The 25,018-nt window shown below is 53.2% G+C and carries 20 protein-coding genes; 19 read left to right on the forward strand and 1 reads right to left on the reverse strand.

Going from position 1 to position 25,018, the window contains the following annotated elements; genetic code table 11:
* Positions 1–9 precede the first annotated feature (9 nt).
* From NYE24_RS03505 to NYE24_RS03550, 10 genes are all read left to right on the forward strand, one after another.
* Positions 10–1,188, forward strand: a complete 1,179-nt coding sequence (locus tag NYE24_RS03505) for a Ger(x)C family spore germination protein (RefSeq protein ID WP_036690673.1) — start codon at positions 10–12, stop codon at positions 1,186–1,188.
* A 47-nt stretch (positions 1,189–1,235) separates the two neighbouring features.
* Entirely contained in the window at positions 1,236–1,454 is a 219-nt protein-coding gene (locus tag NYE24_RS03510; protein WP_076153874.1) for a hypothetical protein, read from the forward strand.
* A 138-nt stretch (positions 1,455–1,592) separates the two neighbouring features.
* On the forward strand, positions 1,593–2,543 hold the full coding sequence (locus NYE24_RS03515; protein ID WP_083677646.1) for an ABC transporter permease subunit: 951 nt from the start codon (positions 1,593–1,595) through the stop codon (positions 2,541–2,543).
* On the forward strand, positions 2,537–3,442 hold the full coding sequence (locus NYE24_RS03520; RefSeq protein ID WP_036690685.1) for a carbohydrate ABC transporter permease: 906 nt from the start codon (positions 2,537–2,539) through the stop codon (positions 3,440–3,442). The genes NYE24_RS03515 and NYE24_RS03520 overlap by 7 nt, the downstream gene beginning before the upstream one ends.
* Positions 3,443–3,538: 96 nt before the next feature.
* Positions 3,539–5,161, forward strand: a complete 1,623-nt coding sequence (locus NYE24_RS03525; RefSeq protein WP_083677645.1) for an extracellular solute-binding protein — start codon at positions 3,539–3,541, stop codon at positions 5,159–5,161.
* A gap of 101 nt (positions 5,162–5,262) precedes the next feature.
* Positions 5,263–6,729 carry a response regulator gene (locus tag NYE24_RS03530; protein ID WP_036690686.1) on the forward strand — a complete coding sequence of 489 codons (1,467 nt, stop codon included), beginning with the start codon at positions 5,263–5,265 and terminating at the stop codon, positions 6,727–6,729.
* Positions 6,726–8,549, forward strand: a complete 1,824-nt coding sequence (locus NYE24_RS03535; protein ID WP_036690690.1) for a sensor histidine kinase — start codon at positions 6,726–6,728, stop codon at positions 8,547–8,549. Before NYE24_RS03530 ends, NYE24_RS03535 begins: the two co-directional genes overlap by 4 nt.
* A gap of 273 nt (positions 8,550–8,822) precedes the next feature.
* A complete protein-coding gene (locus tag NYE24_RS03540) occupies positions 8,823–9,251 on the forward strand; it encodes a hypothetical protein (RefSeq protein ID WP_342478047.1) in 429 nt (142 codons plus the stop codon).
* Positions 9,252–9,336: 85 nt separating this feature from the next.
* Entirely contained in the window at positions 9,337–12,459 is a 3,123-nt protein-coding gene (locus NYE24_RS03545) for a family 43 glycosylhydrolase (RefSeq protein ID WP_342478048.1), read from the forward strand.
* 20 nt (positions 12,460–12,479) lie between these two features.
* Positions 12,480–14,192 carry a hypothetical protein gene (locus tag NYE24_RS03550; RefSeq protein ID WP_342478049.1) on the forward strand — a complete coding sequence of 571 codons (1,713 nt, stop codon included), beginning with the start codon at positions 12,480–12,482 and terminating at the stop codon, positions 14,190–14,192.
* 111 nt (positions 14,193–14,303) lie between these two features.
* On the opposite strand, the gene NYE24_RS03555 is transcribed toward NYE24_RS03550, so the two are convergent.
* Complete coding sequence (locus tag NYE24_RS03555; protein WP_342478050.1) at positions 14,304–15,281, reverse strand: biotin--[acetyl-CoA-carboxylase] ligase; 978 nt, start codon at positions 15,279–15,281, stop codon at positions 14,304–14,306.
* A gap of 250 nt (positions 15,282–15,531) precedes the next feature.
* Between NYE24_RS03555 and NYE24_RS03560 the strand changes: the two genes are divergently transcribed.
* From NYE24_RS03560 to NYE24_RS03600, 9 genes are all read left to right on the forward strand, one after another.
* A complete protein-coding gene (locus NYE24_RS03560; RefSeq protein WP_076153869.1) occupies positions 15,532–16,083 on the forward strand; it encodes a biotin transporter BioY in 552 nt (183 codons plus the stop codon).
* Between the two features lie 7 nt (positions 16,084–16,090).
* Entirely contained in the window at positions 16,091–17,581 is a 1,491-nt protein-coding gene (locus NYE24_RS03565) for an AMP-binding protein (RefSeq protein ID WP_342478051.1), read from the forward strand.
* Between the two features lie 29 nt (positions 17,582–17,610).
* A complete protein-coding gene (locus NYE24_RS03570) occupies positions 17,611–18,420 on the forward strand; it encodes an ATP-binding cassette domain-containing protein (RefSeq protein ID WP_342478052.1) in 810 nt (269 codons plus the stop codon).
* A gap of 8 nt (positions 18,421–18,428) precedes the next feature.
* The gene (locus tag NYE24_RS03575) at positions 18,429–19,244 is read left to right on the forward strand and encodes an ATP-binding cassette domain-containing protein (protein ID WP_342478053.1); all 816 of its coding nucleotides are present in this window, start codon (positions 18,429–18,431) and stop codon (positions 19,242–19,244) included.
* A 3-nt stretch (positions 19,245–19,247) separates the two neighbouring features.
* Positions 19,248–20,000 carry an energy-coupling factor transporter transmembrane protein EcfT gene (locus NYE24_RS03580; RefSeq protein WP_341025295.1) on the forward strand — a complete coding sequence of 251 codons (753 nt, stop codon included), beginning with the start codon at positions 19,248–19,250 and terminating at the stop codon, positions 19,998–20,000.
* An 11-nt stretch (positions 20,001–20,011) separates the two neighbouring features.
* Positions 20,012–21,211, forward strand: a complete 1,200-nt coding sequence (locus NYE24_RS03585; protein WP_036690713.1) for a phosphoenolpyruvate hydrolase family protein — start codon at positions 20,012–20,014, stop codon at positions 21,209–21,211.
* A gap of 74 nt (positions 21,212–21,285) precedes the next feature.
* Positions 21,286–22,503, forward strand: a complete 1,218-nt coding sequence (locus tag NYE24_RS03590; protein ID WP_342478055.1) for a Tm-1-like ATP-binding domain-containing protein — start codon at positions 21,286–21,288, stop codon at positions 22,501–22,503.
* A gap of 26 nt (positions 22,504–22,529) precedes the next feature.
* Positions 22,530–23,360: a phosphoenolpyruvate hydrolase family protein gene (locus NYE24_RS03595; protein WP_342478056.1), complete on the forward strand. Its 831-nt coding sequence runs from the start codon at positions 22,530–22,532 to the stop codon at positions 23,358–23,360.
* A gap of 96 nt (positions 23,361–23,456) precedes the next feature.
* Positions 23,457–24,848, forward strand: coding sequence for an erythromycin esterase family protein (locus NYE24_RS03600; protein ID WP_342478057.1), 1,392 nt, complete (start codon positions 23,457–23,459; stop codon positions 24,846–24,848).
* Positions 24,849–25,018: the final 170 nt, after the last annotated feature.

Genomic DNA, 25,018 nt, shown 5'->3' on the forward strand with positions numbered 1-25,018 from the left:
GGGAGGGCTATGCGGGGCTGCAGGACCTTAATCATGCTGCTGCTAAGCAGTATACTGCTGACCGGCTGCTGGGACCGGACGGAGATCAATGACCTGGCGATCGTGCTGGCTACAGGTGTGGATTATCAGGAGGGGCAGGCCCAGTTGACGGCCCAGATCTTCATCCCGCGCAAGGGCGGAGGCGGATCAGAGAGCGGCGGAGCCGGGGAAGGCGCAAGCGGGGTCACTATGATCCGCACCGCTGAAGGAGATAACATTGCCGAAGCCTTGAACCGGCTGCAACGGAAGGTGGCCCGGCATATGTTCTGGGGCCAGTGTGAGGTCATTGTAATCAGTGAAGAGGCAGGAAAGCAGGGGCTGCGCGAGTATATCGACTTTCTCCTGCGTTATCCGCAGTTCCGTGAGCATGCATATGTCTTCTCCAGCCAGGAATCTGCCAAGGATATTCTTGCCTTGCTGGACCCGCTGGAGCGGAGCACCTCCGAATCCCTCCGGGAAATGGCGAATATGAACCTGGGCACGCGCGTGACCCTGCTGGAATTGTCCCAATCCATTCAAGGTGCCAGCGGTTCGGCTGTTTTAACCCGTATTCTGATTGCTCCTCCAGAACCGAAGGACGGCCCTAATGCTACTACACCCTTACTCAAAGGAATAAGCCTGTATAAACATGGCCGCTATGCACTCACCGTGAAAGAACCGGTCAGCCTTGGGGTGCTGCTGATGATTAATGAACTGAATAATATTATAATACCGGTTAAGCTGGATCAGCAGAAGGGGACCTTCTCGATTCAGCCTACGAGTATAACCACCACTCTAACCCCGAGAATTGTGAACCGGGAATGGTTGATGAAGATCCGGATTGTGGCCAAGGGCGAGGTGGTTATGAATACAACCGATGCCAATCTGACCGATCCGGTGAAGATGATTGAGCTGAATCAGGCGTGGGAAGACAAACTGAAGGAGCTCGCCCAGCAAGCCCTCCACATGTCGCAAAAAGAGCAGAAGACTGACTTTTTCCGCTTCGCCGATACCTTCCGCAGACATTACCCGCAAGAGTGGAAGAAGAAGAAAGACCAGTGGGAGGCAATGTACCCCCAGTTACAGGTGGATGTCTCCGCCAAGACAAGTATTACTGGTAACGGAAGATCAACCGGCCCTCAGGGCATCCCGGAGCAATCGGCTGACTGACAGAGGCTACGCCTTAATTCCAGCAACCATACAAGGAAGTGGGAAGCATGAAACTGGTAATGATCCTGGGCATTCTGCTGCTGTCCGCTTCAGTTATCGTTTTTGAATTCCGGGGCAGTAAGGATAAGAAAACCAGAAAGGTTATCGCAGGCATCACCCTTGCTACGGCGGGGCTTACCATTCTGCTCTTATTACAACCGGGCCTGCCGGGTCCTACCGAGCTGGTGAAGCTGTTGTTCGGCAGAATCGATCTGATTATGAAATGAAGCTTAAGGCAGCTCCTTCACGGGGCTGTCTTTTAAGTTTTTACCAAATTCATTTAAGCGATTACATTTTCTTATTTCCCCGGGTGACTATAATGAAAAACAAGAGAGCTCCTTAATACAGCCGGAGGGATGGGAGAAATGAAAGCGGTTTTAAACAATCAGCAAGATCAAATCGGACTCACGCGAAAACACACCTTTTGGCTCAGGATCAGGAGAGATGCCCTACTCTACATCCTTTTGCTGCTGCCACTCCTGTACATTGCCATTTTTAAATATGCCCCGATTTACGGCTTGATTATGGCGTTTCAGGATTACAATATTTTTCAGGGGACGAGTGGAAGCGAATGGGTGGGACTGGATGTATTCCGGTTTATTTTTCAGCAGGACAGCTTCTACCGTGCCCTCAAAAATACGCTGGTTCTGAATGTGCTGGATCTGGTGGCAGGCTTCCCGGCCCCGATTATCCTGGCGATTCTGCTTAACGAGGTCCGTATGGCAAGGTTCAAGAAATTAACGCAGACGATTCTCTATCTGCCTCACTTCATGTCCTGGGTGATTATCGGCGGGATTGTCTATCTGATGTTCTCTAACAGCGGGATGGTTAATCTTTTTCTGGATAACCTGGGCCTGTCAAAAATTGAATTTCTGTCGCAGAAGACCCCTTGGCTGGTCACTTATATTACGGTGGGGGTATGGCAGAACATCGGGTGGGGGACGATTATTTATCTCGCGGCGATTACCGGCATCAACAAGGAGCTGTATGAAGCGTCCGATATGGACGGCTGCAGCAGACTCCGCAAAATGTGGCATATTACACTGCCCGGCATTAAATCTACGATTAACATTCTGCTGATTCTTCAGATTGGCCGAATGGTATCGATTGGATTCGACCGCCCGTTTGTAATGGGGAATTCACTGGTCAGCGAATATTCCGATGTCATCAGCACCTTCGTGTACAGAGTCGGTATCAGCTCGGGAGACTTCTCCCAGGCAACGGCCGTCGGGCTGTTCCAGTCCGTGGTAGGTCTGACCCTGCTGATCGGTGCCAACTATATTGCGAAGAAATTGGGTGAGGATGGGATATGGTGAGAGCGGCAAGCACGATAACAACCAGACGGATTGGCCGGAAAAAAAGTGTAGCAGATATTGCGATTATAGTCTTTATTGTGGCTTTGTCGTTCACCTGCATTGTCCCGTTCTTATACATGATAGCGCTGTCATTTAGTTCCAACGAAGCGATTATCTCGCAAAAGGTAAGCTTATGGCCGGTAGACTTCACTATTGAGACGTATAAGACGATTCTGAGCGATGCCGATATGCTGTATACGCTGGGCTATAGTATTGTCCTTACGATTTTTTACACCGTGGTGTGTATGTTCCTGACGATCTGTGCGGCGTATCCGTTAACGAAAAAGCGGCTATGGGGGAGAAACTTCCTGCTGTCCGCACTGGTCTTCACCATGTATTTCAGCGGCGGCCTGATTCCTTCCTATATCCTGATCAAGAATCTGGGGATGATGGATACGATATGGAGTCTGGTGCTGCCGGGTGCGATGAGTGTATTTAATCTGATTATCCTGAAAACCTTCTTCAGCTCGCTTCCCGAGAGTCTGGAGGAATCAGCGTCCATTGACGGCTGCTCGGATCTGGGGATTCTTCTGCGGATTGTGCTGCCTCTCTCGCTGCCTTCGATTGCCACCTTAAGCCTCTTCTATGCCGTAGACCGGTGGAACGGATTCCAGGATGCCTTATTCTATATTACCAAAAAAGAGCTCTATCCCATGCAGCTCAAGCTGTACCAGATCATCTCAGCCAACCAGCAGCTCGACAGCCAGCAGGGCGGCGAGGGCAGTATCGGCTCATTCATTGTGCCGGAGTCGCTGAAGGCCGCAAGCGTCATGTTCACCACCATTCCGATTCTGCTGATTTACCCCAAGCTGCAGAAGTATTTCGTAGACGGTGTAATGACAGGCGCGATCAAGGGCTGAAGCGGTACACTCCAGGGAAGGGGGAATGCTTAGCTGGCGGAAGTTGAAGCTGCCTGGGCAAGGAAGCTATAATCTGGATTACTATCATGATAAGAGATGAAAGGGTGGTATACCGTGAAGACAGGCATCAAGAAAATATCGGCCGTTCTGTGCAGCACCGTGCTGCTGGCCGGCGTTGCAGCGGGCTGCGGCGAAAGTGACAAAGAGAGCAAAGAGACAGCCGCGCCGGAGTCGTCTAATGCAGCAAAGTCCCCTTCTGATCCTCCTGCAAAGCTTACGGTGGAGGTGTTCGACAGAGGGGTTCAGGGCCAGCCGGATCTGAATAATAATTTCTGGACGAAATATGTGAATGAGCATTTCGGCAAGCCGAATAACGCCGTTGTTGAATACGTACCCGTTCCCCGGTCCCAGGAGGTTGATAAGCTGAACGTATTAATGGCTGCGGGCCAGGCTCCGGACATCTCCTTCACCTATGACGGGACGCTGGTCACCCGCTTTGCCAAAAGCGACGGTCTCTACACGCTTGACGAGCTGCTGGAGAGCCACGGCCAGCAATTGAAGGCTTATCTCGGGGAGAATGTTCTCGCTTACGGTAAATATAACGACAAGCAGGTATCGATTCCGGGTAAGCGCACCCTGCTGGCCTGGAACGGGATGTTCATCCGTAAGGATTGGCTCGACAAGCTCGGGATGCCTCTTCCAACCAACAAAGATGAGTTATACGAGACGCTGGTGGCCTTCCGCGACAAGAATCCGGGCAATGTGAACGGCGTCATTCCCTGGGCAACGGCGGCAGCGGGCATGAACTACACGTTCGGCAACCTGGTTCAATCCTTCTGGGGCCAGATGTCAGAGGAGGAATTCGTCACCACGCCAAACTGGCTGAAGCCGGGCAACAAGGATGCGTATAAATGGCTGAACAAGCTGTATAATGAGAAGCTGATCAGCCCCGACTTTGCCCTAGACAAAACCACCAAGCAGGCGGATGCCGATGTCACCAACGGCAAGGTAGGCTTCTATGCAGCCAACTGGGATTATCCGATGACCCAGAAAATCCGTGTTCCGCTGAAGCAAAACTCGCCGGATGCCCACTATGTTCCGGTGGATACCTTCAAGAATGCTGAAGGCAAATACCTCAAAGAGGTATATAATGAGAACGGAATCTTCTCCTTCATTCCCAAAAGCAGCAAAAACGCGGAGCTGGCGGTCAAATATCTGAACTGGATGGCGGACCCGGAGGTGATGTTCTTCCTGCAGTTTGGTGAAGAAGGCGTTCATCATACGCTGAAAGACGGCATCCCGCAAGGGATTGCACAGACCGGCGAGAAAATGCAGATGAGTAATTTGAACATGGATTATACGATGATTGTGAACGGCGCTGAGCTGGGCGACACCGAAAAGAATGTCAAAACCTATGCCGCAGCTCTGGCCTCCGGGGATAAGCAGTATGAGGAGCTCGCGATGGAATCGTACAAAATCAATACTACAGACGGCTACTCCTCCTTCTATTACGGGGTGCCGAACGAAGCCAATATTAAATACGGCAAGACGTTGGGCGATATGAACAAGCAGATGATTGACCGGCTGATCGTGGCCAAGGCGGCCGAGTTCGATGCCTTATACGAAAAGCTGGTGAAGGAGTATATGGACGCCGGCGGTAAGGCGGTTCAGGATGAGAATGTGAAGAACTACAGGGAAGTCACAGCAAACACCAAATAAATCTTGATATACGGATAAACCACGAGGATGATAGAAGTGGTTTATCCGCATTTCGTTTACGGGGTAAGCCCAGATGAATTCACAGGTTCAGGAGGATATCCATGTACAAGGTCATTATTGTAGATGATGAGTCGTGGGCGATTAGAGGGATCAGCAATGCCTTTGACTGGGAGCAGTATGGCTTTGAAATCTCGGGACAATTCACAAGTGCCTCCCAGGCGTGGGAAGCCATTGCCTTGCAGGAGCCGGATCTGGTGGTCACAGACATCCGGATGCCGGAGATTTCCGGACTCGATCTGATGAAGCGGGCCAAAGCACATGGAATAGATACTGAATTTGTCATTATAAGCGGATACGCGGAATTTGAATACGCCCAGGAAGCGCTGCGCTTCGGGGCACTCGATTATTTCCTGAAGCCGCTTGATGTGGATATGACCGATTCGTTCCTGGCGAAGCTCGCCCTGCACTTCTCCCGGCGAAGTGCGGCGCGCAATCACCTTCTATTGGATGCGCTTACCTCGGCAGATGAAGATGAGATCAGGCGCTGCCTTCCTGCCGGCATGAATGCAGGCTGCTGCCAGGTGCTTGCTGTCCATTATGAGTCAGACAGACCGAAGCTCAGCGAACTGCTGAAGCTGGACGGGCTGCCGGTTCATCTGCTGGAGGTAGAGAACGGAGCAAGCACCCTGCTGGCGGTTCTAATCACAGAGCAGAAGAGTGAGCTTGAAGGAATTGCAGATGAATGGCCTGCGGCCGCGGGCAGTCCAGGGTTTTCTGTGGTGGGGATCAGCAGCATCGGCAGCGGGCTTAAGCAGATCGGCAAGCTGATCAAGGAAGCCGAGCTGGCGGCCTCCCGGGTATTCGTGGATGAAGCTTCCGGCGCGGTTCACTATAATCCCAAACTGCCTCTGGTGAAGCCTTGTATCGATGAGCTGCAATCTATAGTTTATGGTAATCAATACGACAGCATCGAGTCCTACACCGCGGGCTTGCAGGAGTATTTCAGGCTTCATCAGCTGGGCATGAGCGAGGTTGTCTACTTATGGAATCAGGCCGTCGGGCTTCTGAGCAGTTCTTATTCGGAGGAGCTTAGGGACATGGAGCTGGAATTCCTGAATTATGCCGAGCTGAAGGAGCGGTTCGAGGACTTGGGATCGCTGTGCAGCTTCCTGCAAGACGTTTTTACAGTACTCCGGCAAGGGAACAGCCGTGCTTTGCAGGAAGGGGATATTCTCTCCTGCTTCAACCGGATGGTCGCCTATATCGACCGGAATTACGAACAGAAGCTGTATCTGAAGGAGCTGTCGGTCCAATTTTTCATCAATCAGGTGTATTGCTGTCAATTGTTCAAGAAGAATCTGGGCAAAACTTTCTCTGAATACGTGGCCGAGCTGAGGATCAGGAAAGCCCGCGGGCTTTTGCAGCAGACAGACCTGTCCATAGAGAGCATTGCCATCCAGTCCGGGTATGTAGATTATTATTATTTCAATAAGGTGTTCAAGAAGCACTGCGGGATGACGCCCGCCAAATTCAGGAAAAGGGAAGCCGAACGGAGCCGCAGGCTATGAAGACCCGCAAGGTGAAATTGAAGCATCAACTATGGCTGTTCTTTTGTTGCTCCATTGTTATATTTACTGTGATGGAATTTTACTTCTTCTTTAATTTCTCTGCGCTGACGCAAAAGAGGGCTGTCACGTATAGCAACCAGATGATTGAGCAGACCCGCCGCAAAATTGATTCTGTATTCAATGATATCCGGGTCAGCACCGGCATTGCGGTCAACAGCAAGCTGATTCAGGAGTTCACCATAGCCGATGACGATTACAAAAGGGCGTTCGACAGCGCTCCCTATGCTCTGGATCTAATGGAATATATGCGGTCCTTCAATTCGTATGTGAACGGTATCATGATCAATGACCTCCAGGGAAGACGACTCTCCAGCGAGGATTCTGCAAGTGGCGATATTTTTTATATTAACCTGTATGACAGCTTTATCCGCCCGTACAAGAACGATCCTGCGCTTCGCCAGAAGGGGAAGTTCACTGCTATTCTGAAGGATGACCGGACAGGAACGGAACAGTTCTTCTATATTGCTCCCATTGTCGAGTCCATCGGCGGTGTTCATTTCTCACAGATTACAGGTTACTGCATGGTGATGGTCAATATGGACAAAATGCAGGGGCTGGTCGCGAATACGGAATTAACGCAGAACTCCACCTTGTCCATTCTGAATAACCGGGACGAGGTGGTTGCCTCCACCAATTCCTATGCGCGGGGCAATGTGATCAAAGATGTGCTGTCTATGGATAAGAACCATTTGCTTAACGGGATAAAATCAACGATTGACGGTAAGGAGGTTCTCATTCAGGTTAAGGGGCTGGAGCAGGCTGACGGGTGGCGGGTGGTCAGTATGATTCCGGTGCAGGAGCTGACGGCCGATATGATCCCCATGCGCAAGGTCAGCATTATCGTGGGGATTGGCATCATTGTCAGCATGATACTAACCGGCAGCTTCTTCATGAGCAATCTGATGCGTCCCCTGATGGGACTGGTCATGGATATGAAGAAGGTGGCAGGGCGGGATAGAGGCTTCCGGATCAAAGTCCGGTTCACGAACGAGGTTGGCCTGCTGGCCCAGGATATTAACCGGATGATGGACGAGATGGACGAAATGACCCGGGAGATGTTCAATACCCAGGCCAGACTATACGAATCCGAGCTGAGCCAGAAGCAAGCTGAGTTCTCTGCCCTGCAGAGCCAGATTAACCCCCACTTCCTGTATAATACGCTGAATTGTATCAGCAGCATCGGACTGGAGTATGGAAGCCGGGAGATTGCCCAAATTACGTACTGCATGTCTAAGATCTTCCGCTATAGCATCAAGAAGGACGATCTTGTGCAGATCCGGGAAGAGGTGGACTGCATTCAAGCTTACATGAAGATTATTCTGATCCGCTACGAGAATAAATTCTCCTTGTCGCTTGATGTGGAGGAGAGCTTGCTTGTGCTGCAGACGCCCAAGATGATTCTCCAGCCCATTGTGGAGAATTCGGTCTATCACGGGCTGGAGCGGATGGATCAGGGCGGAAGCCTTCAGATTACCGGGAGCCTGGATGAGCGCGGGGATGTGTGCTTCAGTATTATGGATACCGGCAGAGGAATGGAGCCTGAGGATCTGGCTGCCCTTCAGGCCAAGCTTGGCCAGGAGCCTAAGGAGCTTGCCCTGACCGGGCAATCGGCGCAAGGCATCGGGCTGCTGAACATTCATAACCGGCTGTGCCATCTGTTCGGAGAAGGTTATGGACTTACCGTTGACAGCCGGTTAGGCTATGGGACAATCGTGAACGTGAAGATTCCGAAGCTGCCGGGCAGCGGAGATAGCAAGTGAGTGTCGAACAGGGTACCTCCGTTTAGCGGGAGGTGCCCTGTTTGGCTGTAAGGGAGGGCTTAGCCGCACACCGTCTCTATAACAGAGTAAGGCCTCTGGATGATTCAAGTGGGAAGGGAAGAGTGATGATTATGGTCGGAAGGTGAGAGTGATCATTAAGGTGGATGTTACCTTGGACGAGTTGAGCTCAAAGCTATTGAGCAATGAGGTGCATTAGTGCACCTGAATTCGGCGGATAATGGCTAATTGAGCTAATGAGGTGCATTAGTGCACTTGAATTCGGCGGATACCATATTCGGGCGAATGAGGGGTATTTGTGCACCTGATTTTGCCGAATGCAGGCAATATCCAGAAATGAAGAGCACTAATGCACCTGAATCTGGCGAGCTCTCCCTCTGGGACAGGCGGAAGGGGAAACTGTTGGATTTAGTCCACCTGCTGATGGAGATACGTCCGGCCAGGGCGCAGCAGGTGGATAAACAACACTTATTCAAGCCCTATTTACTTAAAGTGCCTGAATCCGTGAGCAGCAGTTGCTCTTTTTCCACTTCTTCCTCTGCAATCATCAGAAGTCGAGAAATTAAGCTGCGTTTATCCAATTATTTGTTTGCCAAGTATCTAATTGTTTGTTTCCGTACCGGGTCTGGGCTCGTCGCTGAACTGGCAGTATTTACAACTAAAACGGTTACAAAAACATTTTAAGATTGTCCATTTTTTTAATCCGTCCCGGAAGGTATTATGAGGACGCTAGGCCGAGTCATCATTCCTATGAGAAGGAGATGAAAAAATGAAAGCGGTTAATTCAACCCGGAAAGAACAGAAGTGGTCCAGAACAAGCGTCAAAGCTCTGCTGCTCAGCCTCGTGGTCCTGCTCATGCTGCCTCAGTGGGGAGGGGGCGCTGCGGCGAAAGAGTCGGGTACTAGCGCACCAGAGAGTGTAGCGGCTGCACAAGGAGGAACGAATGTGACGAATTTCTACAATGTCATCATGCAGACCGGGGCCGATCCCTGGGTATACAAGCACACGGACGGCTATTATTACAACACCTTTGTCAATGCCAGCGGAGTTATGGTCCGTAGATCGAAGACTATTACCGGCATTGAAGCAGGCGAACGGAGTCTGGCTTGGTCGCCCGTTAAAGGAACCATGTACAGCTCCAATGTATGGGCGCCGGAGATGCATTATCTCAAGGATACGGACGGCCAGTACAAATGGTATATCTACTTCGCAGCCGATAACGGAACCAACGCCAACCACCGCATGTATGTGCTGGAGAATGCCAGTTCCGATCCTATGAGCGGAAGCTGGACCTTCAAAGGTAAGATTACCGATGCCACGGACCGCTGGGCGATTGACGGCACTGTGCTGAGGGTCGGTGACCAGCACTACTTCATCTGGTCCGGCTGGGAGGACACCGACGGCAGCTTTCAGAATCTGTACATCGCCAGAATGAGCAATCCATGGACGATTAGCTCGCAGCGCGTGCTCCTGTCCACGCCGGAGTATGACTGGGAGACCTCCCCCGGCCGGATTAATGAAGGCCCGCAGATTACGATCAAAGGGAACAAGATCAATCTGGTGTACTCCGCCAACGGAAGCTGGACAGACAGCTATAGTCTCGGCTTGATTACCGCCAGCACCAGCGCCGATCTGATGAATCCCGCTGCCTGGACCAAGCGTAATCAGCCGATCTTCTCAAGCGCGAACGGTGTCTATGGCCCGGGCCATCACAGTATTGTGACTTCACCGGACGGTACCGAGGACTGGATCATCTACCATTCCGCCCGCTGGCCGGGCTCAGGCTGGACCCGCAATGTCCGCGCGCAGAAGTTCTCCTGGAACACAGACAACACGCCGAACCTGGGAGAGCCTGTTAATCCGAACAGTCCGATAGCAATCCCATCAGGCGAGCCGGCCCGAATTCGTTATGAAGCCGAACAAGCTCTGCTCGTGCAAGATCCCGCTGGCGCTTCATCCCCAGCGGTCCGGCGCGAAAGCTCCGCCTCCGGCGGGATGAAGATTACCAACCTCGCGAACACTTTCGACTATGCCCAGTTCAATGTCAATGTGCCGGAAGCGGGCTTCTATGTGCTGTCCGTGCGTAACAGCAACGGCTCAGCGAATGCGGGTGATGCCTCTCATATCCTATCGGTCAACGGCGGGCCCGGAGCGTCGATGAATATCGTCTATTCCGGCGCGAACCGCTGGGGAGTCTCTACGGCGAAGATCTATCTTCAGCAGGGAGACAACGTTCTCCGCATCTTCAAGGGGAATAATCTGGCCGACATCGACAGCCTGGATCTATCCCGGCTGAATACCTCGGAGCTGCTGTTCGAAGCTCCCGGATATACGCTGGGACTTAACGAGACCCGCAGCCTGCCCCTCTATACAGTAACAGGAACTACCTATTCTGCTGTCACGGCAGGCGTGGTCCTGACCTCGTCTGATACGAACGTAGCCATTATTCAAGCAGGGAATCAGGTGAAGGCGGCCGGGGCAGGAAGTGCAACCATTACCGCCACCTATAACGGCAAAACCGCAACCGCTGCAGTTAATGTCAAGGCTGATCCTAGAACGGTACAGTCCTTGGCGCTCAGCGGTCTGGAGCCTGTGCTGATCAGCGGCCAGACCAGTTCACCGCTAAGGGTAACAGCACATTACAACAATTATGAAGTTCAGGATGTAACCGGGAGTGCGCAGTACACCAGCAGCAATCCAGGCGTGGCGGCCATTGACCCGGCAACCCATACAGTAAGTGCTGTTCAACCGGGCACCGCTCTAATTACTGCCTCAACCGGGGGCAAGCAAGCGACCTGCCGCATAACGGTTATTGCCGCTTCAGATGCCGTTCAGGTCACAACAACACTGAAGACGCCTTCGGGAGTGGTTCCTGCACTTCCAGGAGTTGTGAATGCCGTCTACCATAATCAACCGGTGCAGGCCCAGGTGGTCGGCAGCGAGCTGGCAGGTCTGGACTTCAGTACCATTGGCACGGTTCAGATTCCTGTGACTCTCAAGATAGGCGGGCAGGAGTTCTCTTCCACGATTTCTGAAGAGGTTGTGCCGGGCTATGGCCTGGATGAGATCGTGAACCTGCTTCGCAGCAAGCTGGCTAATAACTCCTATCCGCTTGGGAACGGGGCAGGCAATTATAGCGCAGCCAAGTATGCTGATTTCGTTGCCACCGTGGATCATGCAGAGGCGTCGGCGGGCAATGCGGAATTGACGCAGGCGCAGTTCATTGCAGAGCTGAATGCACTTGCTGAAGCGGAAGCCGCCCTGCTGGCTTCGCTGAATACCACACAGAACGGGATAACCTATAAGGCTTACCGGAATTTCTCCGGCGATACAACCGGCAAATACCCCTATGGTATTACAACGCAGGATCTGACGAATGGCGCCGCCGCTGTGGTTCAGGAGGAAGCAGGTAATAAATTCCTGCGGCTAACCACAACCTCAGTAGCGGGCAAAGCCAACCTCTTCCTGCCTTATGCGGGCGATGTAAACGCTGAGGGGAATCAGCGGATTGTTATCGAGTACCGTGTCCGGTTAAACAGCAACTTCCAGTATGCCAACGGCGCTATGGTAAGAAATGATAGCGGGACCGGCAACTATTCTATGGTGACAGCGTTTGATTCCGGTAAAATCCTGGTGCAAAATGGCGGCTCCAACAAGGTCAAGGTGAGAGATTTCGCGCTGGGCACCTGGTATGCCATCAAAATGGTCGCCAACTGGGACGCCAAGACCTACAGCGTCTATATCAATAATGAATCTGTTCCGGCCGCTACGGATTTCGCCTTCCGCCATACCGGCGGCAGCACACTAACCGGACAACTGTTCGGCGTTGACGGCTACGCGAACGCGTCTATCGACTTCGACGACTTCAAGGTCAGTGTTACCGGAGATTAAGCAGCGGAGGGATAGACAACATGGCAAGTCAAGCTTACGAAAAGTTCACGCCGTTACTGAATGCCAAGCTCGTTCTGGGTTATCTGACCTCGATGGTAGATGCGCAGGAAGACAACCTGCCCTATTGGCTTGTACTGCCGCATAAGAAGCCTGCCGAGGCTGCCCATTGCCGGGTGGACGATGCGGAGCTGGTCGGCTCCTGGTATGAGGCTATAGATGCGGTGCGCAAAATGCTGAAGACGGGGGAAGGCGCTGCGGTGCAGCAATCCTTTTACCGTCATCTGATGAAGTCCTGGGGGGAGCACGGCCTGCGCTTTCATGAGCCTTATCCGTGGACGCATACGAACCATAGCTCTTTTCACGAAATGGGCTATATTCTTCCCGCGCTGAACCGGATGCTGGAGAATGATCCCGGGGATAAGGAGGCGGAGAGCAGAGCGGCCGGGCTGGTCAGGGGAATGCGCTCCCTGGTGATCGGGCGGACGGTCCGAACATTCTGGTCGGGGGATTATGAGGAGCAGGAGCCGCTGTACGAATTCCCGAATGATGTGTATCTGAAGGACGGCGGCTTCGATCTGTCCAGGCATACCGGGCGGGGGGAGCAGGCGATCCGCAATGCCATCGTTCTTCATTCTCTGGTGCGCAGATATGAGATTACCGGAGATGAGGCGGCACTTGATCTCGCAACGGGTCTCGCCAACCACCTGCTTGGACCTTCACGCTATTTCAACTATAAGATGGAATTCTTCGGACATGTCCATTCCGCAGGCTGGGTAGCTTCCGGTCTGGTACGTCTGGGCCGGGTAACTGGCAAGGAGCGGTATATTACCGCAGGCAAAGGGATCTATGATTATATCCGCAGCCTGTCTTCCTCCTTCGGTTGGGTGCCTGAATATGCCCAGTGGCATCCGCTGCATGAAGAGCATTGCGAAACCTGCTGCATCAAGGACATGATCGAATGTGCGAATGAGCTGATTCTGGCCGGATATGAGGAATATTGGGAGGATATGACCCTGTATGCGCGGAACCAGCTGGTGGAGAATCAGCTAAAGGTATCTTCCTACGTAGTCACAGACAACACCCGGCCTGACGAAGCAGGTATAACCTACAGGGAGATTGATAAGAGAATGATCGGGGGCTTCACCGGGGGCTCTCTCGTGAACTCCATGTCGTTATCCAAATTCCGTTCCATTGCGGGCTGCTGCGTCGGCATGGCTCCGGTAGCCCTGGAGCTCGTATGGAACCGGGCGGTGGAATTCCAGAATGGCACGGTATTCGTCAACATGCCGGTGGATAAGGAGACGGACGAGGCTGCCGTCACCATGAGCTATCCCGATCTGGGCTATATGTCCATTACAGCCAAGCAGCCGTGCGATGTTGCGGTACGGGTCTATGACTGGATGGGAACGGACTTCACGGTGAGGGTAAATGGAGCCGTATGCGTAGCCGTACGAGAAGGCAATCTGCTTGTGATCCGTAGTGTAAGAGCAGGGGACACTATGGAGCTTACGCATCCGCTGGACACAGTGGTGGTGAAGGAGACAGTGCGGGGCGAGGAATATAAGGTATCCTGGAGAGGCTGTGATGTCGTTGATATCGCTCCCCGGGGAGAGCATTTGAGACTGTATCAGCGGGATCTGCGCATCCCGAAAGTGTATCCCACGCAGGAAGATATTCACTTTACTGGAGCAGCCAATTACGGGCCTACCCAACAGGCGCAAGGGAGTAAGTGACTTCAGCACTGGAGCAATAAGCCATATTTGTAGCGTAAGCCATAAATAAGCCGCAATTGAAAAACCGCACTCCGCAGACTTTGCTTGCGGGGTGCGGTTTTTTGGCATGCGTTAGAGCAGAATACGAACCTCGCCGCTCGACAGATATTCCTCTTCGCCATTCGGATACCGGACCTTCAGGCGGCAATCGTTATCGATATCGACAGCGGTTGCTTCCTGCTCGTGATGCTCCTTAACAACCATGACCGTCTCACCCAGGGACATCATGCGCTGGCGGTAGTCGGGCAGGAACAGCCGTTCCTTAAGCTGCTCATAATAGCCCATGAAGCGGTTCAACACTTCGGCTGTAAGCCGGTTCCGCAAATCCCCTTGCGGATTGCCTGCCTCATAGATAGAGGTTGCCACCTCTGACAGCTCTGCGGGAAAGCCGCCCGACGGCAGCGTCACATTGATCCCGATTCCGAGCACGGCATAATCCAGCCACTCGCTCTCCAGGGACAGGGAAGCCTCGGTGAGGATTCCGCACACCTTTTTACCGTTCATGAATACGTCATTCACCCATTTGATCTGCGTACTGAAGCCGGACATGCTCTCGATCGCCAGAGCGACCGCAACGGCAGCAGAGGTAGTCAGAAGTGTAGCATCTGCCGCCGACAACCGGGGACGCAGCAGAATGCTCATATAGATGCCCGTTCCCGCAGGGGAAAAGAAAGGCCGGCCTTTCCGGCCGCGCCCGGCGGTCTGCTCCTCCGAGAGGATGACCTTGCCCTCCGCTTCTCCGCCGGAAGCCAGCGCCTTCACCAGCTCGTTCGTGGAAACCACGCTCTTGAAGACTTCAAGCCGCAGCTTCTGTCCCCTGGCATCCAGGTATTTGGCAACTGCTGCGGCGGACAAAATGTCCGTCTGCGGGGACAGGGAGTATCCCTTATTGGTGACGGCCTGAATGGAATAGCCATCGGTCTGCAACGATTTGATGGCCTTCCAGACTGCGCTGCGCGTTACGGATAACCGCCCGGCGATGTCCTCCCCGGAGAAGTATTCACCCTTATTGCTGTCCAGTAAGGCCAGGATATGTTCTTTGACTGTCATGCCTATAACCCTCCACAAGTATAACGTTCCGAGCTCATCTCTTTAAGTATATTAACATGCTTAGCTGATATTAGAAAAATTAAGACTTTTCGTTATTTCTTTAGTGCATCGTACACACTACAATTGTGAACCTAAAAATAATTATAGGTTTACAATAAAACCATCCTCCACTATAATTCAGCTTGTTGGCTGGGCTCCGTGAACGGAAGGCCGTCCAATTCCTGTATCTTATCTCGTGGAGGTTATTGAATTGAGAATCAAAGAGTTAGTCTATGCGGCCTTATTCGCCGCGCTTATCGCGGTACTGGGTTTGATTCCGCCCGTATCCCTCGGCATTATCCCTGTACCTGTCACTGCCCAGACGCTCGGCGTCATGCTGGCCGGCTGTTTTCTGGGCTGGCGGACGGGTGCGCTCAGCCTGATCATTTTCCTTATCCTCATCGCCTTAGGCTTGCCGGTATTACCAGGCGGACGCGGCGGGCTGGCTATCCTGGTTGGACCGACAGCAGGCTATCTGTTCAGTTGGCCGCTGGCGGCGGGGCTGATCGGCTGGTTCGCTGAAGCGGTCTGGCCGAAAGTACGGGCCTGGAAGCTGTTCACTGTTAATCTGATCTTTGGCGTTCTGCTCGTTAATCTGATCGGCGCTTCTGCCATGGCCTGGATCACGAATACACCGCTCTGGACCGGACTTGCCGGGTCTGCGGCTTTTCTGCCCGGAGATCTGATCAAGGCTCTGCTGGCCGCCGTCATCACCATGCAGCTCCGGGCATTCAGTCCGGTTGAGGAGAAGAAGGGGGCGTGAGATCCCGATGAATCTGGCAGAACACATTCTGGAACGTGCCGCACTCGTCCCTCACCGCATTGCAATTTCAGATGGACACGATGAACGTACCTATGAGCAGCTTACAAAGCGGGTTCAGCAGATTGCCAGCGGTCTGCGGCAGGGCGGACACTCGAATCAGACCATTGCGCTTCTGTCTGGTAACCGCATGGAATTCGCCGAATTTGTTCTTGGTGCTATCTACGCAGGCAGCATTCCCGTGCTGCTGGACCCGAAATGGTCTCCAGCAGCGATAGAGCAGGTTATCCGGCAATGCGCTCCCGGGCTGCTTGTCAGTGAGGCAGGCTTCGCAGCTGATCTGACTGGTCGTTACAGTAGAATTCCCCAGCTATATTTCAGCAGGGAACAGGTCTCCGGCAGCTATGAGGCTTGGGTGGCTGGCTTCGATCCGGTGGCTGAAGCAGCAGATAACCCTGAACTGCTGTTCATTGGGTATACCTCAGGCACCACAGGTATCCCGAAGGGGTATATGCGAACCCATCTGTCGTGGTTAAGCAGCTTGGAGGCTACAGATAAGGCGTTCAGCCTGAACCGGATGCAGCATGTGCTTGCGCCCGGGCCGTTCGTTCATTCGCTGTCGCTGTTCGCCCTGCTGCAATCCCTGTACAGCAGAGCCACATTCCATCTCCTTCCGGAATTCGATGCAGAGCGCGTACTCACCCTGTGCTCCCGCGTACCGGATATGATTCTGTTCGTTGTGCCTGCTATGACTGAGGCGTTATTGCGCCAAACAGAATCAAGTAACGCCATAATATCCATCCAGTCCTTGATTAGCTCCGGCGGCAAATGGCCTGTGTCTTCTATATTTAAGTGCCGCGAGAAGTTCAAAGGAGTTAGGCTCTATGAATATTACGGCTCATCTGAAGCCAGCTACATCAGCTATCTGGAGCTTACCGGAGCGGAGCCGCAGGACTCTCTGGGCCAGCCGTTCAGCGGTGTAGAGCTAATGATCTGTGATGAACAATTCCGCGAGGTTCCTCCAGGCACGGCGGGGGAGCTGTACATCCGCAGCGATATGATCTTCTCCGGGTATCATCTCCTGCCGGAAGAGACGGCGCGGGTATTCCGGGACGGCTGGCTGCGCACAGGGGATTACGTGTATCAGGACCGGCAGATGCATCTACGCCTGGCCGGACGCGCGGGCAGCATGATCAAGAGCGGGGGACTCAAGGTGTTCCCGGAAGAAGTGGAAGCGGTGCTGCTTCGCCATCCGAATATCAGGGAGGCGATGGTGTTCGGCATAGCGGATGAACGCTGGGGGGAGCAGGTAACGTTAATGATACAGTGGCAGGGGCAGGAACGGCTTACACTCGATGAGATAAGAACTTATTGCCGCCCCTATCTGGCTAGCTATAAGCTGCCGAAGCAGCTGATTAGCGTAGAGGAATTCAGCTACACCGGTTCCGGCAAAATCGCCCGCCAGCTCATGAAGAACCGCGCGGCAGAGGAGTTGACATGAAGAAGGCCGTGCAGAAAGGAGTATCACCCATGCTCGTTTTTGACCAGGTAGACTTTGCGTACCGGAGAGGGCAGCCGGTTCTGCGTCAGCTCAGCTTTGATATACGCCAAGGCGAGTTCGTTACTATAACCGGCGCGAACGGCAGCGGTAAATCCACGATCGCCAAACTGATGAACGGATTGCTGCTGCCAAACGCAGGAGAGGTGCGGATGGGAGCGCTGAGTACCTTGAACCGCCAGGATCTTGTGAGCATCCGCGAGCGGGCCGGACTGGTCTTCCAGAATCCTGACGATCAGTTCATTACGGCTTCCGTGTTGGATGAGGTGGTCTTCGGGCTGGAGAATCTGCGCGTCCCAAGAATCGAAATGTTCGGCAGGGTAACCCGTGCACTGCAAGCCGTTCATATGGAGGACTATATGGACGCTGCTCCATATCAGCTGTCGGGCGGTCAGAAGCAGCGGGTTGCAGTAGCAGCCGTGTTGGCTATGGAGCCCTCCATCCTCATCCTGGATGAAGCCACCTCGATGCTTGATCCGCAGGGCAGGCAGGACCTTCTTCAGGTGATGCACACGCTTCACCGGCAAGGGCTGACGATCATCCATATTACCCATCATATGGATGAGATTCTGCCTTCTGACCGCGTGCTGCTGCTTAGCCAGGGAGAGCTGGCTTTTGACGGGACGCCCTCTGGATTGTTCAGCAGTGTAAGCATGACGGAGCAGCAGCTTGCGCCTCCTTTTACCGTCAGATTATTTCAGGCCCTCGGGCTGGACGCCCCGCAACACGCAGAATGGAAGGAGACGATCAGAAGCATATGGTCTACGCATTGCAGGATGTAAATGTGAAGATGAACGGGAAGGATATTCTTGAATCCGTAAGCTGCACGCTCCAGGAGGGGAAATGGATTTCGGTGACCGGCCAGTCCGGGGCCGGTAAATCCACCCTCGCCAAGGTATTCAAGGGTCTGCTGCCGATCAGTAAAGGCGAATATACCTATCGCGGGCAGCCGTTGCCAAAGGATCAGCAAGGCAGGCCGAAGGCTGTGCCGCATATCGGTTATGTCTTTCAGTATCCGGAGCAGCAGCTCTTTGCGGCAACGGTGAATCAGGAGCTGGCTTTTGCGCTCAGAATGAAGGGGGAATCCGGGGCGAACGTGGAGCAGGCGATCCGTCAGATTATGGAACAGATGGGCTTACCCGCAGCACTGCTTCCGCAGCATCCTTTACAGCTCAGCGGAGGGATTAAGCGGCTGGTGGCTATTGCTTCTGTGCTGATCGCCAGGCCGGAGCTGCTTATTCTGGATGAACCGGCCGCAGGGCTTGATCCCGCGAACAAGAACGACTTGCTCAGGCGGCTAAAAAGCTGGCAGGAAGAGCACAAGCGGACCGTCCTGTTCCTGTCGCATCAGCTGGAGGATGTTGCCGAATACTCGGATGAGGTGATGATTATGGGGCAGGGCCGCTTGTTAGGACATTGGGAGGTAAACGAACTGTTCCTGGAGCATGCGGAGCGTATGGAACAAGCCGGTCTGCCTGTGCCGGAGCCGATTCAGCTCTTGAGAATCATCGAAGAATGTTCTGGAGCGAAGCCCCAGCCTGCAAGCTGTAGGGAAGCAGAGATTTTTCGAATGGTGAGTGGGATATGGCAGGCACAAGGTCTCTGAGCGATGACGGATAAAATTGTACTCGGGCAATATGTCTCCTCAGACTCTGTCATTCACCGGCTTGATCCGCGAACGAAGCTGCTCATTCTTGTAGCCTTCACAATTGGCAGTATGCATCTCCAGGCGATTACCGGATACATTGCGGCTTCAGTTCTGGCGGGAGGACAGCTCCTCTTGTCCAGAATTTCGCTTCGATTACTCTTACGGGCTTTGCGGCCGATTCTGCTCATCCTGCTGCTGCCAATGGTCTATCATCTCCTGTTCAACCAGGAAGGGATCGGGAAAGAGCTGTTCGCACTCTGGCGGATTCTGCTGCTGGTCTCGCTTGCTCTTATCCTGACATTAACGACGAAGCCGCTCGATCTGGCCAAAGGTCTGGAACAGCTGTGCAAGCCGTTAACCCGGCTGGGCGTTCCGGTAGAGGCGCTGGCTTTGACGGTCATGCTGGCTATTCGTTTTATCCCCACCATTACCCAGGAGCTGGACCGTATTCTTGTGGCGCAACAGGCCAGAGGGTATGATATCAAGGATACCAAAGGCCTTAACCGGATACAGGCTTACATCCAACTAGTGATTCCGCTGCACGCAACCACCCTTGCCCGGGCGGAGCAGCTGGCTATGACGATTGAGGCAAGGGCTTACGGCAACGGGAAGGGTCGGACTTCCTATCGGGTGCTAAAATATACACCGTTGGATTATGCAGCCGGCGGGATCATGATTACATATATTCTGCTGGGAATTCTGCTAGAGAGATGAGGAGATAGAGCTTGAACAGAACAGCCATACTGGAGCGGCTTCAGTCAGAGCTGCGCGAAGGCAACCATATTATCGGCGTCTCGACAGGTACGGGAATTACAGCCAAGGTTGCCGCTGACAGCGGAGCAGACTTCATTCTAATGCTGAACTCCGGCAAGTTCCGGCAGATGGGGAGAAGCTCGCTGGCGGGGTTCCTGCCCTTCTGCAACAGCAATGAGATGGTGATGGATTTTGCCTCGAAGGAGATTGTGCCGCTGGTGAGGGACACTCCGGTGCTGTTCGGGCTGAATGCAAATGATCCAACGAGAGAAATGTCTCTATACATAGATGAGATCAAGGCCAGAGGCTTCGCGGGAGTGAATAATTATCCAACGGTCGGTCTGATCGACGGGGTGTTCAGAGAGGCACTGGAGGAGGACGGCATCAGCTATGAGAGGGAGGTTGAGGCTATACGTCTGGCTCATCAGCAGGAGCTGTTCACGGTGGCTTTCGTCTTCGACGAAGCCCAAGGCGTCCAGATGGCCGAAGCGGGGGCAGATGTAATCTGTGTGCATCTTGGCCTGACCGTAGGCGGATTGCTGGGGGCGCGAAAAGTGGTCTCCCTGGAAGCTGCCAAGGCGAAAGCCCTGCGCATTCTCACTGCCTGCGGGGAGGTTAAGCCTGAAGTCATTAAGATGATCTACGGCGGTCCGGTCAAGACTCCGGTAGATGTCCAGTACATGTACAGCAGCAACACGCAGATTATGGGCTACATTGGCGGCTCTGCCTTTGAACGGATTCCCTCCGAGCAGTCGATTACGGCCATTACCCGCGATTTCAAGCGCCTGGGGAAGCTGGATGAGGATGATCTCATGGTTAAAATGCTCAGCGGCATCACCCGGCATTATGATTACGTAGAATTCGTCAAAGAATATGTCGCCCAGAATTACAGCGAGGAAGTGGTGTTCGCGGATCTGGCCAAGGTGGCACATGTGTCGCGCAGTTATTTGAGCAGCTTATTTAAAAAGGAAATGGGCTGCAGCTTCCAGAGCTATCTGGTCGGCTTCCGTATGCAAAAGGCTGCTATACTGCTCCAGGCCCCGCACCTGCAATTATCCGAGGTGTCCGCAATGGTCGGCTACCCCGACTATGCCCAGTTCAGCAGAATGTTCAAGAAGCTGACGGGCTGCTCGCCCAAGCAGTACAAATCTAACCTAAACACAAAAACATAGAACATAAAAGCGTTTTCATTCATAAACATGCCCGGTATGATGAATCTATGATTCGTATACGAGGAGGCAGCAGAATGAAGACGATCGCTATAGCTGGAACGTTTGATACGAAGGGTGAAGAGTACCTGTACATCAAGAAGCTTGCAGAGGAGCTTGGCCTCAGAGCCCTGATGATCCATACTGGTGTATTCGAGCCAGCCTTCCTTCCTGAGGTGTCTAACCGGGAGGTCGCTTCCGCCGCAGGGATGGAGCTGGACGAGCTTGCTGCGAAGAAGGACCGGGCATTAGCTACAGAAGTGTTGTCCAAAGGACTGGAGCAGCTCGTTCCCCGGTTATATCAGGAGGGCAAATTCGACGGCATCATTTCCTTCGGGGGCACCGGCGGAACTTCACTGGTTGCCCCTGCGATGAGAGCCTTGCCGATCGGTGTACCGAAGGTACTGGTGTCGACGGTAGCCTCCGGAAATACCGCCCCGTATGTCGGGACCAGCGATATTATGATGATACCGTCTGTCGTGGATGTATCAGGCCTTAATTCGATCTCGACGAGAATATTCAGCAACGCGATGTTTGCAATCGCGGGCATGCTCACGTTCGAAGCGGCTCATGAACCGGAGAAAAAGCCGCTCGTAGCAGCCACCATGTTCGGAGTGACTACGCCGTGTGTGACCGAAGCGCGCAAATACCTGGAGGATCGCGGCTACGAGGTGCTGGTATTCCATGCAACCGGAATCGGCGGACAATCGATGGAGGCGCTGATCGAAGCGGGCTTCATTGAAGGGGTACTGGACTTAACCACCACCGAATGGTCGGATGAGCTGATCGGCGGCGTCTTGAATGCAGGGCCGCACCGCCTGGAGGCGGCAGGCCGCAACCGTATACCGCAGGTCGTCTCGGTGGGCGCCCTGGATATGTGCAACTTCGGCCCGGCGGATACCGTACCGGAGAAGTTCAAGGATCGCAATTTCTATCATCATAACCCGACCGTTACGCTGATGCGGACGACTGTGGAGGAGAATGAACGGATCGGCAGGAAGCTGGCCGAGAAGCTTAATATGGCGACGGATAACACGGTGCTTATGCTGCCGCTTGGCGGCATTTCAGCCATTGATGTGGAGGGGCAGCCCTTCTATGGCCCTGAAGAGGACCGGATGCTGTTCGATACGCTGCGCCAGCAGGTGGACCGCTCAAGGGTTGAACTGATCGAAATGGACCTGGCGATTAATGATCCTGCCTTTGCTGAGGCCGCAGCCCGGAAGCTGATTGATCTCATGCAGGCCGCGAAGGCCTGAACCAACACATTAAGGAGGAGCTACTAATGAATAAACAGACCAGAGCTGAGATTATGGATAGATTCAAGCAAGAGGTGAAGGAGGGGAAGATTCTTCTTGGTGTCGGGGCAGGTACGGGGATTACTGCCAAGAGCAGTGAGGCAGGCGGAGCGGATATGCTGATTGTGTATAATTCCGGCCGTTACAGAATGGCAGGACGCGGTTCACTGGCAGGCTTACTGTCGTATGGCGACGCCAATCAGATTGTGGTGGAGATGGGCTCGGAGGTGTTACCTGTCGTCAAGGATACGCCCGTTCTGGCAGGAGTATGCGGCACCGACCCATTCCGGGTGATGGAGGTCTTCCTGAAGCAGTTGAAGGAGCAGGGCTTCAGCGGTGTGCAGAATTTCCCTACCGTGGGTCTGATCGATGGCGTATTCCGGCAGAATCTGGAGGAGACCGGGATGGGCTACGGCCTGGAGGTCGAAATGATCCGTATCGCCCATGAGCTGGATATGCTGACTACCCCGTATGTATTTGATCCTGAACAAGCGCGGGCCATGGCAGAAGCAGGCGCAGATATTCTGGTTGCCCACATGGGCCTCACCACCAAGGGCACCATCGGCGCAGTTACCGCGCTGACGCTGGACGATTGTGTAGAGCGTATTGAAGAGATTATCGAAGCCGGACGGGCGGTCAACCCGGAGATTATGATTATCTGCCACGGCGGCCCGATTGCCGAGCCGGAGGATGCGGCTTATGTCATTCAGCGCACGAAGGGCATCCACGGATTCTTCGGCGCATCAAGCATTGAGCGCTTCGCCGCGGAGCAGGGAATTACCCGCCAGACCGAGTCGTTCAAAGCGATTGGGCAATAAGAAAGCTGGCTTTAACCTAATTTTAAACAGGACACCACGCTCGTTTTAACCTTCCCTTGTTAAGCTGATGTCATATACAAGGGGAGGGTTATCATTATGAATCCATTGCTTCGCAAAGCCGTATTGTCAGCCGTATTATGCAGTGTCACTCTAATGACCGTTAGGGAAGCTGTACATGCAGAAGGAGTGCCGGCAACTGACGTTACGAGCATGTTGTCCGCAGAGGCCGCCTGGAAGGATAGCATCCGGGCCACTGCGAACACCATTACAACCATTAAGCCTGAGCAGGGCGACACCTATTCCGACCTGGCGTTTCTTCAGCCGATTCTGGCGGATCAACGGATCGTGAGCTTGGGCGAGGCCTCGCATGGGGCAGCCGAATATAATTCGGTGAAGGTAAGACTAATTAAGTATCTGCATGAAAAGCTGGACTATAACGTCATCGCCTTCGAGTCCAATCTGGCGGATGCAACCGCAGCGTATACACAGGTTAATGAGCTACAGCCGCAACAGCTGATGGAGAATTCCGTATACGGCGTATGGCAGGTGGAAGAGAATCTGCCGCTGTTCGAGTACATAGCGGAGCAGAGCCGTACAGATCATCCGCTCATACTGACCGGATTTGACTCCCAAGCCGTTACCGATTCTTTTATTACATTGGTTACACAATGGTTCGCCGGGGTGGATGTTGCCAAAGCCCAAGCCTTTGCCCAGACGGAAGAATGGTATTTGAAGCTTAATATGATTGATGATATCGGAGAATATGCCGCCCAGAAGGAGGCAATCAAGCGCAAATATATGATTTTCCAGGCCTTCGTGAAGGATCATGCAGCAGCATTAAGCACAGTACATCCTAATCAGCCCAAGCTGGTTCAGATCCTTGAGCGTGTGCTTCAGAACCGGATAGATATGTTGGAGTATTACCATCCTCATATTGTTAAACTGCTGGCGGGGGTAGATCAGGAGAATCAGGTGAAGCAGGGGAGCTATGAGCGGGACCGCGTAATGGCTGGGAATGTAGCATGGCTTGCTAACACAGTGTATCCGGGCGAGAAGCTCATTCTGTGGGGACACAACTACCATATCCGTAAAAACAATTCTACGATGATTACCGAGCACAATGGCTTCGGTTATGATCAGACACCCTATCCTACAATGGGGGAAATGCTGCCTTGGCCCTTGAAGAAGGAAGGCTATGTGATCGGATTGTATGCTTATGAAGGCAGTGCGCATAAGAACAACGGTAAGGTGGAGCAGGTTACGCCGCATGACAAGGGAAGTCTTGAAGAGATTATAGGTGCAGGCGAAGGCGCTGCGCAGTTTATCAACTTAAGAGACACCACGTTAAGCGCGTCCACGGAATGGATGTACACCCCGCGTACAGCGAAGGCATGGGGAGTCCTGGACGAGAAAATGATTCCGCGCGAACAATATGACGGAATATTGTTCATTCAGCAGCTTCATCCGTCCACCCCCATAAAAGATTAGTCTTGCAGCATGTAAAAGCTTCTATATTAGCTGGAAATGGGCACTCTTTAATTAAAGAGTGTCTTTTTCGAATGTTCATAGCAGAGAGGATATGATATAAATCACAGAATGGTCACAGACTCCAGCCGGTATAGCCAGTTCGGGCTATAGGCACTTTAATTCCTTTTATT

The sequence above is a fragment of the Paenibacillus sp. FSL H7-0350 genome, assembly GCF_038593195.1.
Taxonomy (GTDB): domain Bacteria; phylum Bacillota; class Bacilli; order Paenibacillales; family Paenibacillaceae; genus Paenibacillus_AQ.

What these genes read in the sequence shown, in the direction of transcription:
- NYE24_RS03550 (WP_342478049.1), top strand. Translation starts at nt 12,480, where the DNA reads ATGGCAAGTCAAGCTTACGAAAAGTTCACGCCGTTACTGAATGCCAAG.
- NYE24_RS03525 (WP_083677645.1), top strand. Translation starts at nt 3,539, where the DNA reads ATGAAAGGGTGGTATACCGTGAAGACAGGCATCAAGAAAATATCGGCC.
- NYE24_RS03580 (WP_341025295.1), top strand. Translation starts at nt 19,248, where the DNA reads ATGACGGATAAAATTGTACTCGGGCAATATGTCTCCTCAGACTCTGTC.
- NYE24_RS03595 (WP_342478056.1), top strand. Translation starts at nt 22,530, where the DNA reads ATGAATAAACAGACCAGAGCTGAGATTATGGATAGATTCAAGCAAGAG.
- NYE24_RS03565 (WP_342478051.1), top strand. Translation starts at nt 16,091, where the DNA reads ATGAATCTGGCAGAACACATTCTGGAACGTGCCGCACTCGTCCCTCAC.
- NYE24_RS03600 (WP_342478057.1), top strand. Translation starts at nt 23,457, where the DNA reads ATGAATCCATTGCTTCGCAAAGCCGTATTGTCAGCCGTATTATGCAGT.
- NYE24_RS03530 (WP_036690686.1), top strand. Translation starts at nt 5,263, where the DNA reads ATGTACAAGGTCATTATTGTAGATGATGAGTCGTGGGCGATTAGAGGG.
- NYE24_RS03575 (WP_342478053.1), top strand. Translation starts at nt 18,429, where the DNA reads ATGAACGGGAAGGATATTCTTGAATCCGTAAGCTGCACGCTCCAGGAG.
- NYE24_RS03510 (WP_076153874.1), top strand. Translation starts at nt 1,236, where the DNA reads ATGAAACTGGTAATGATCCTGGGCATTCTGCTGCTGTCCGCTTCAGTT.
- NYE24_RS03555 (WP_342478050.1), bottom strand. Translation starts at nt 15,281, where the DNA reads ATGACAGTCAAAGAACATATCCTGGCCTTACTGGACAGCAATAAGGGT.
- NYE24_RS03545 (WP_342478048.1), top strand. Translation starts at nt 9,337, where the DNA reads ATGAAAGCGGTTAATTCAACCCGGAAAGAACAGAAGTGGTCCAGAACA.
- NYE24_RS03570 (WP_342478052.1), top strand. Translation starts at nt 17,611, where the DNA reads ATGCTCGTTTTTGACCAGGTAGACTTTGCGTACCGGAGAGGGCAGCCG.
- NYE24_RS03520 (WP_036690685.1), top strand. Translation starts at nt 2,537, where the DNA reads ATGGTGAGAGCGGCAAGCACGATAACAACCAGACGGATTGGCCGGAAA.
- NYE24_RS03535 (WP_036690690.1), top strand. Translation starts at nt 6,726, where the DNA reads ATGAAGACCCGCAAGGTGAAATTGAAGCATCAACTATGGCTGTTCTTT.
- NYE24_RS03505 (WP_036690673.1), top strand. Translation starts at nt 10, where the DNA reads ATGCGGGGCTGCAGGACCTTAATCATGCTGCTGCTAAGCAGTATACTG.
- NYE24_RS03515 (WP_083677646.1), top strand. Translation starts at nt 1,593, where the DNA reads ATGAAAGCGGTTTTAAACAATCAGCAAGATCAAATCGGACTCACGCGA.
- NYE24_RS03590 (WP_342478055.1), top strand. Translation starts at nt 21,286, where the DNA reads ATGAAGACGATCGCTATAGCTGGAACGTTTGATACGAAGGGTGAAGAG.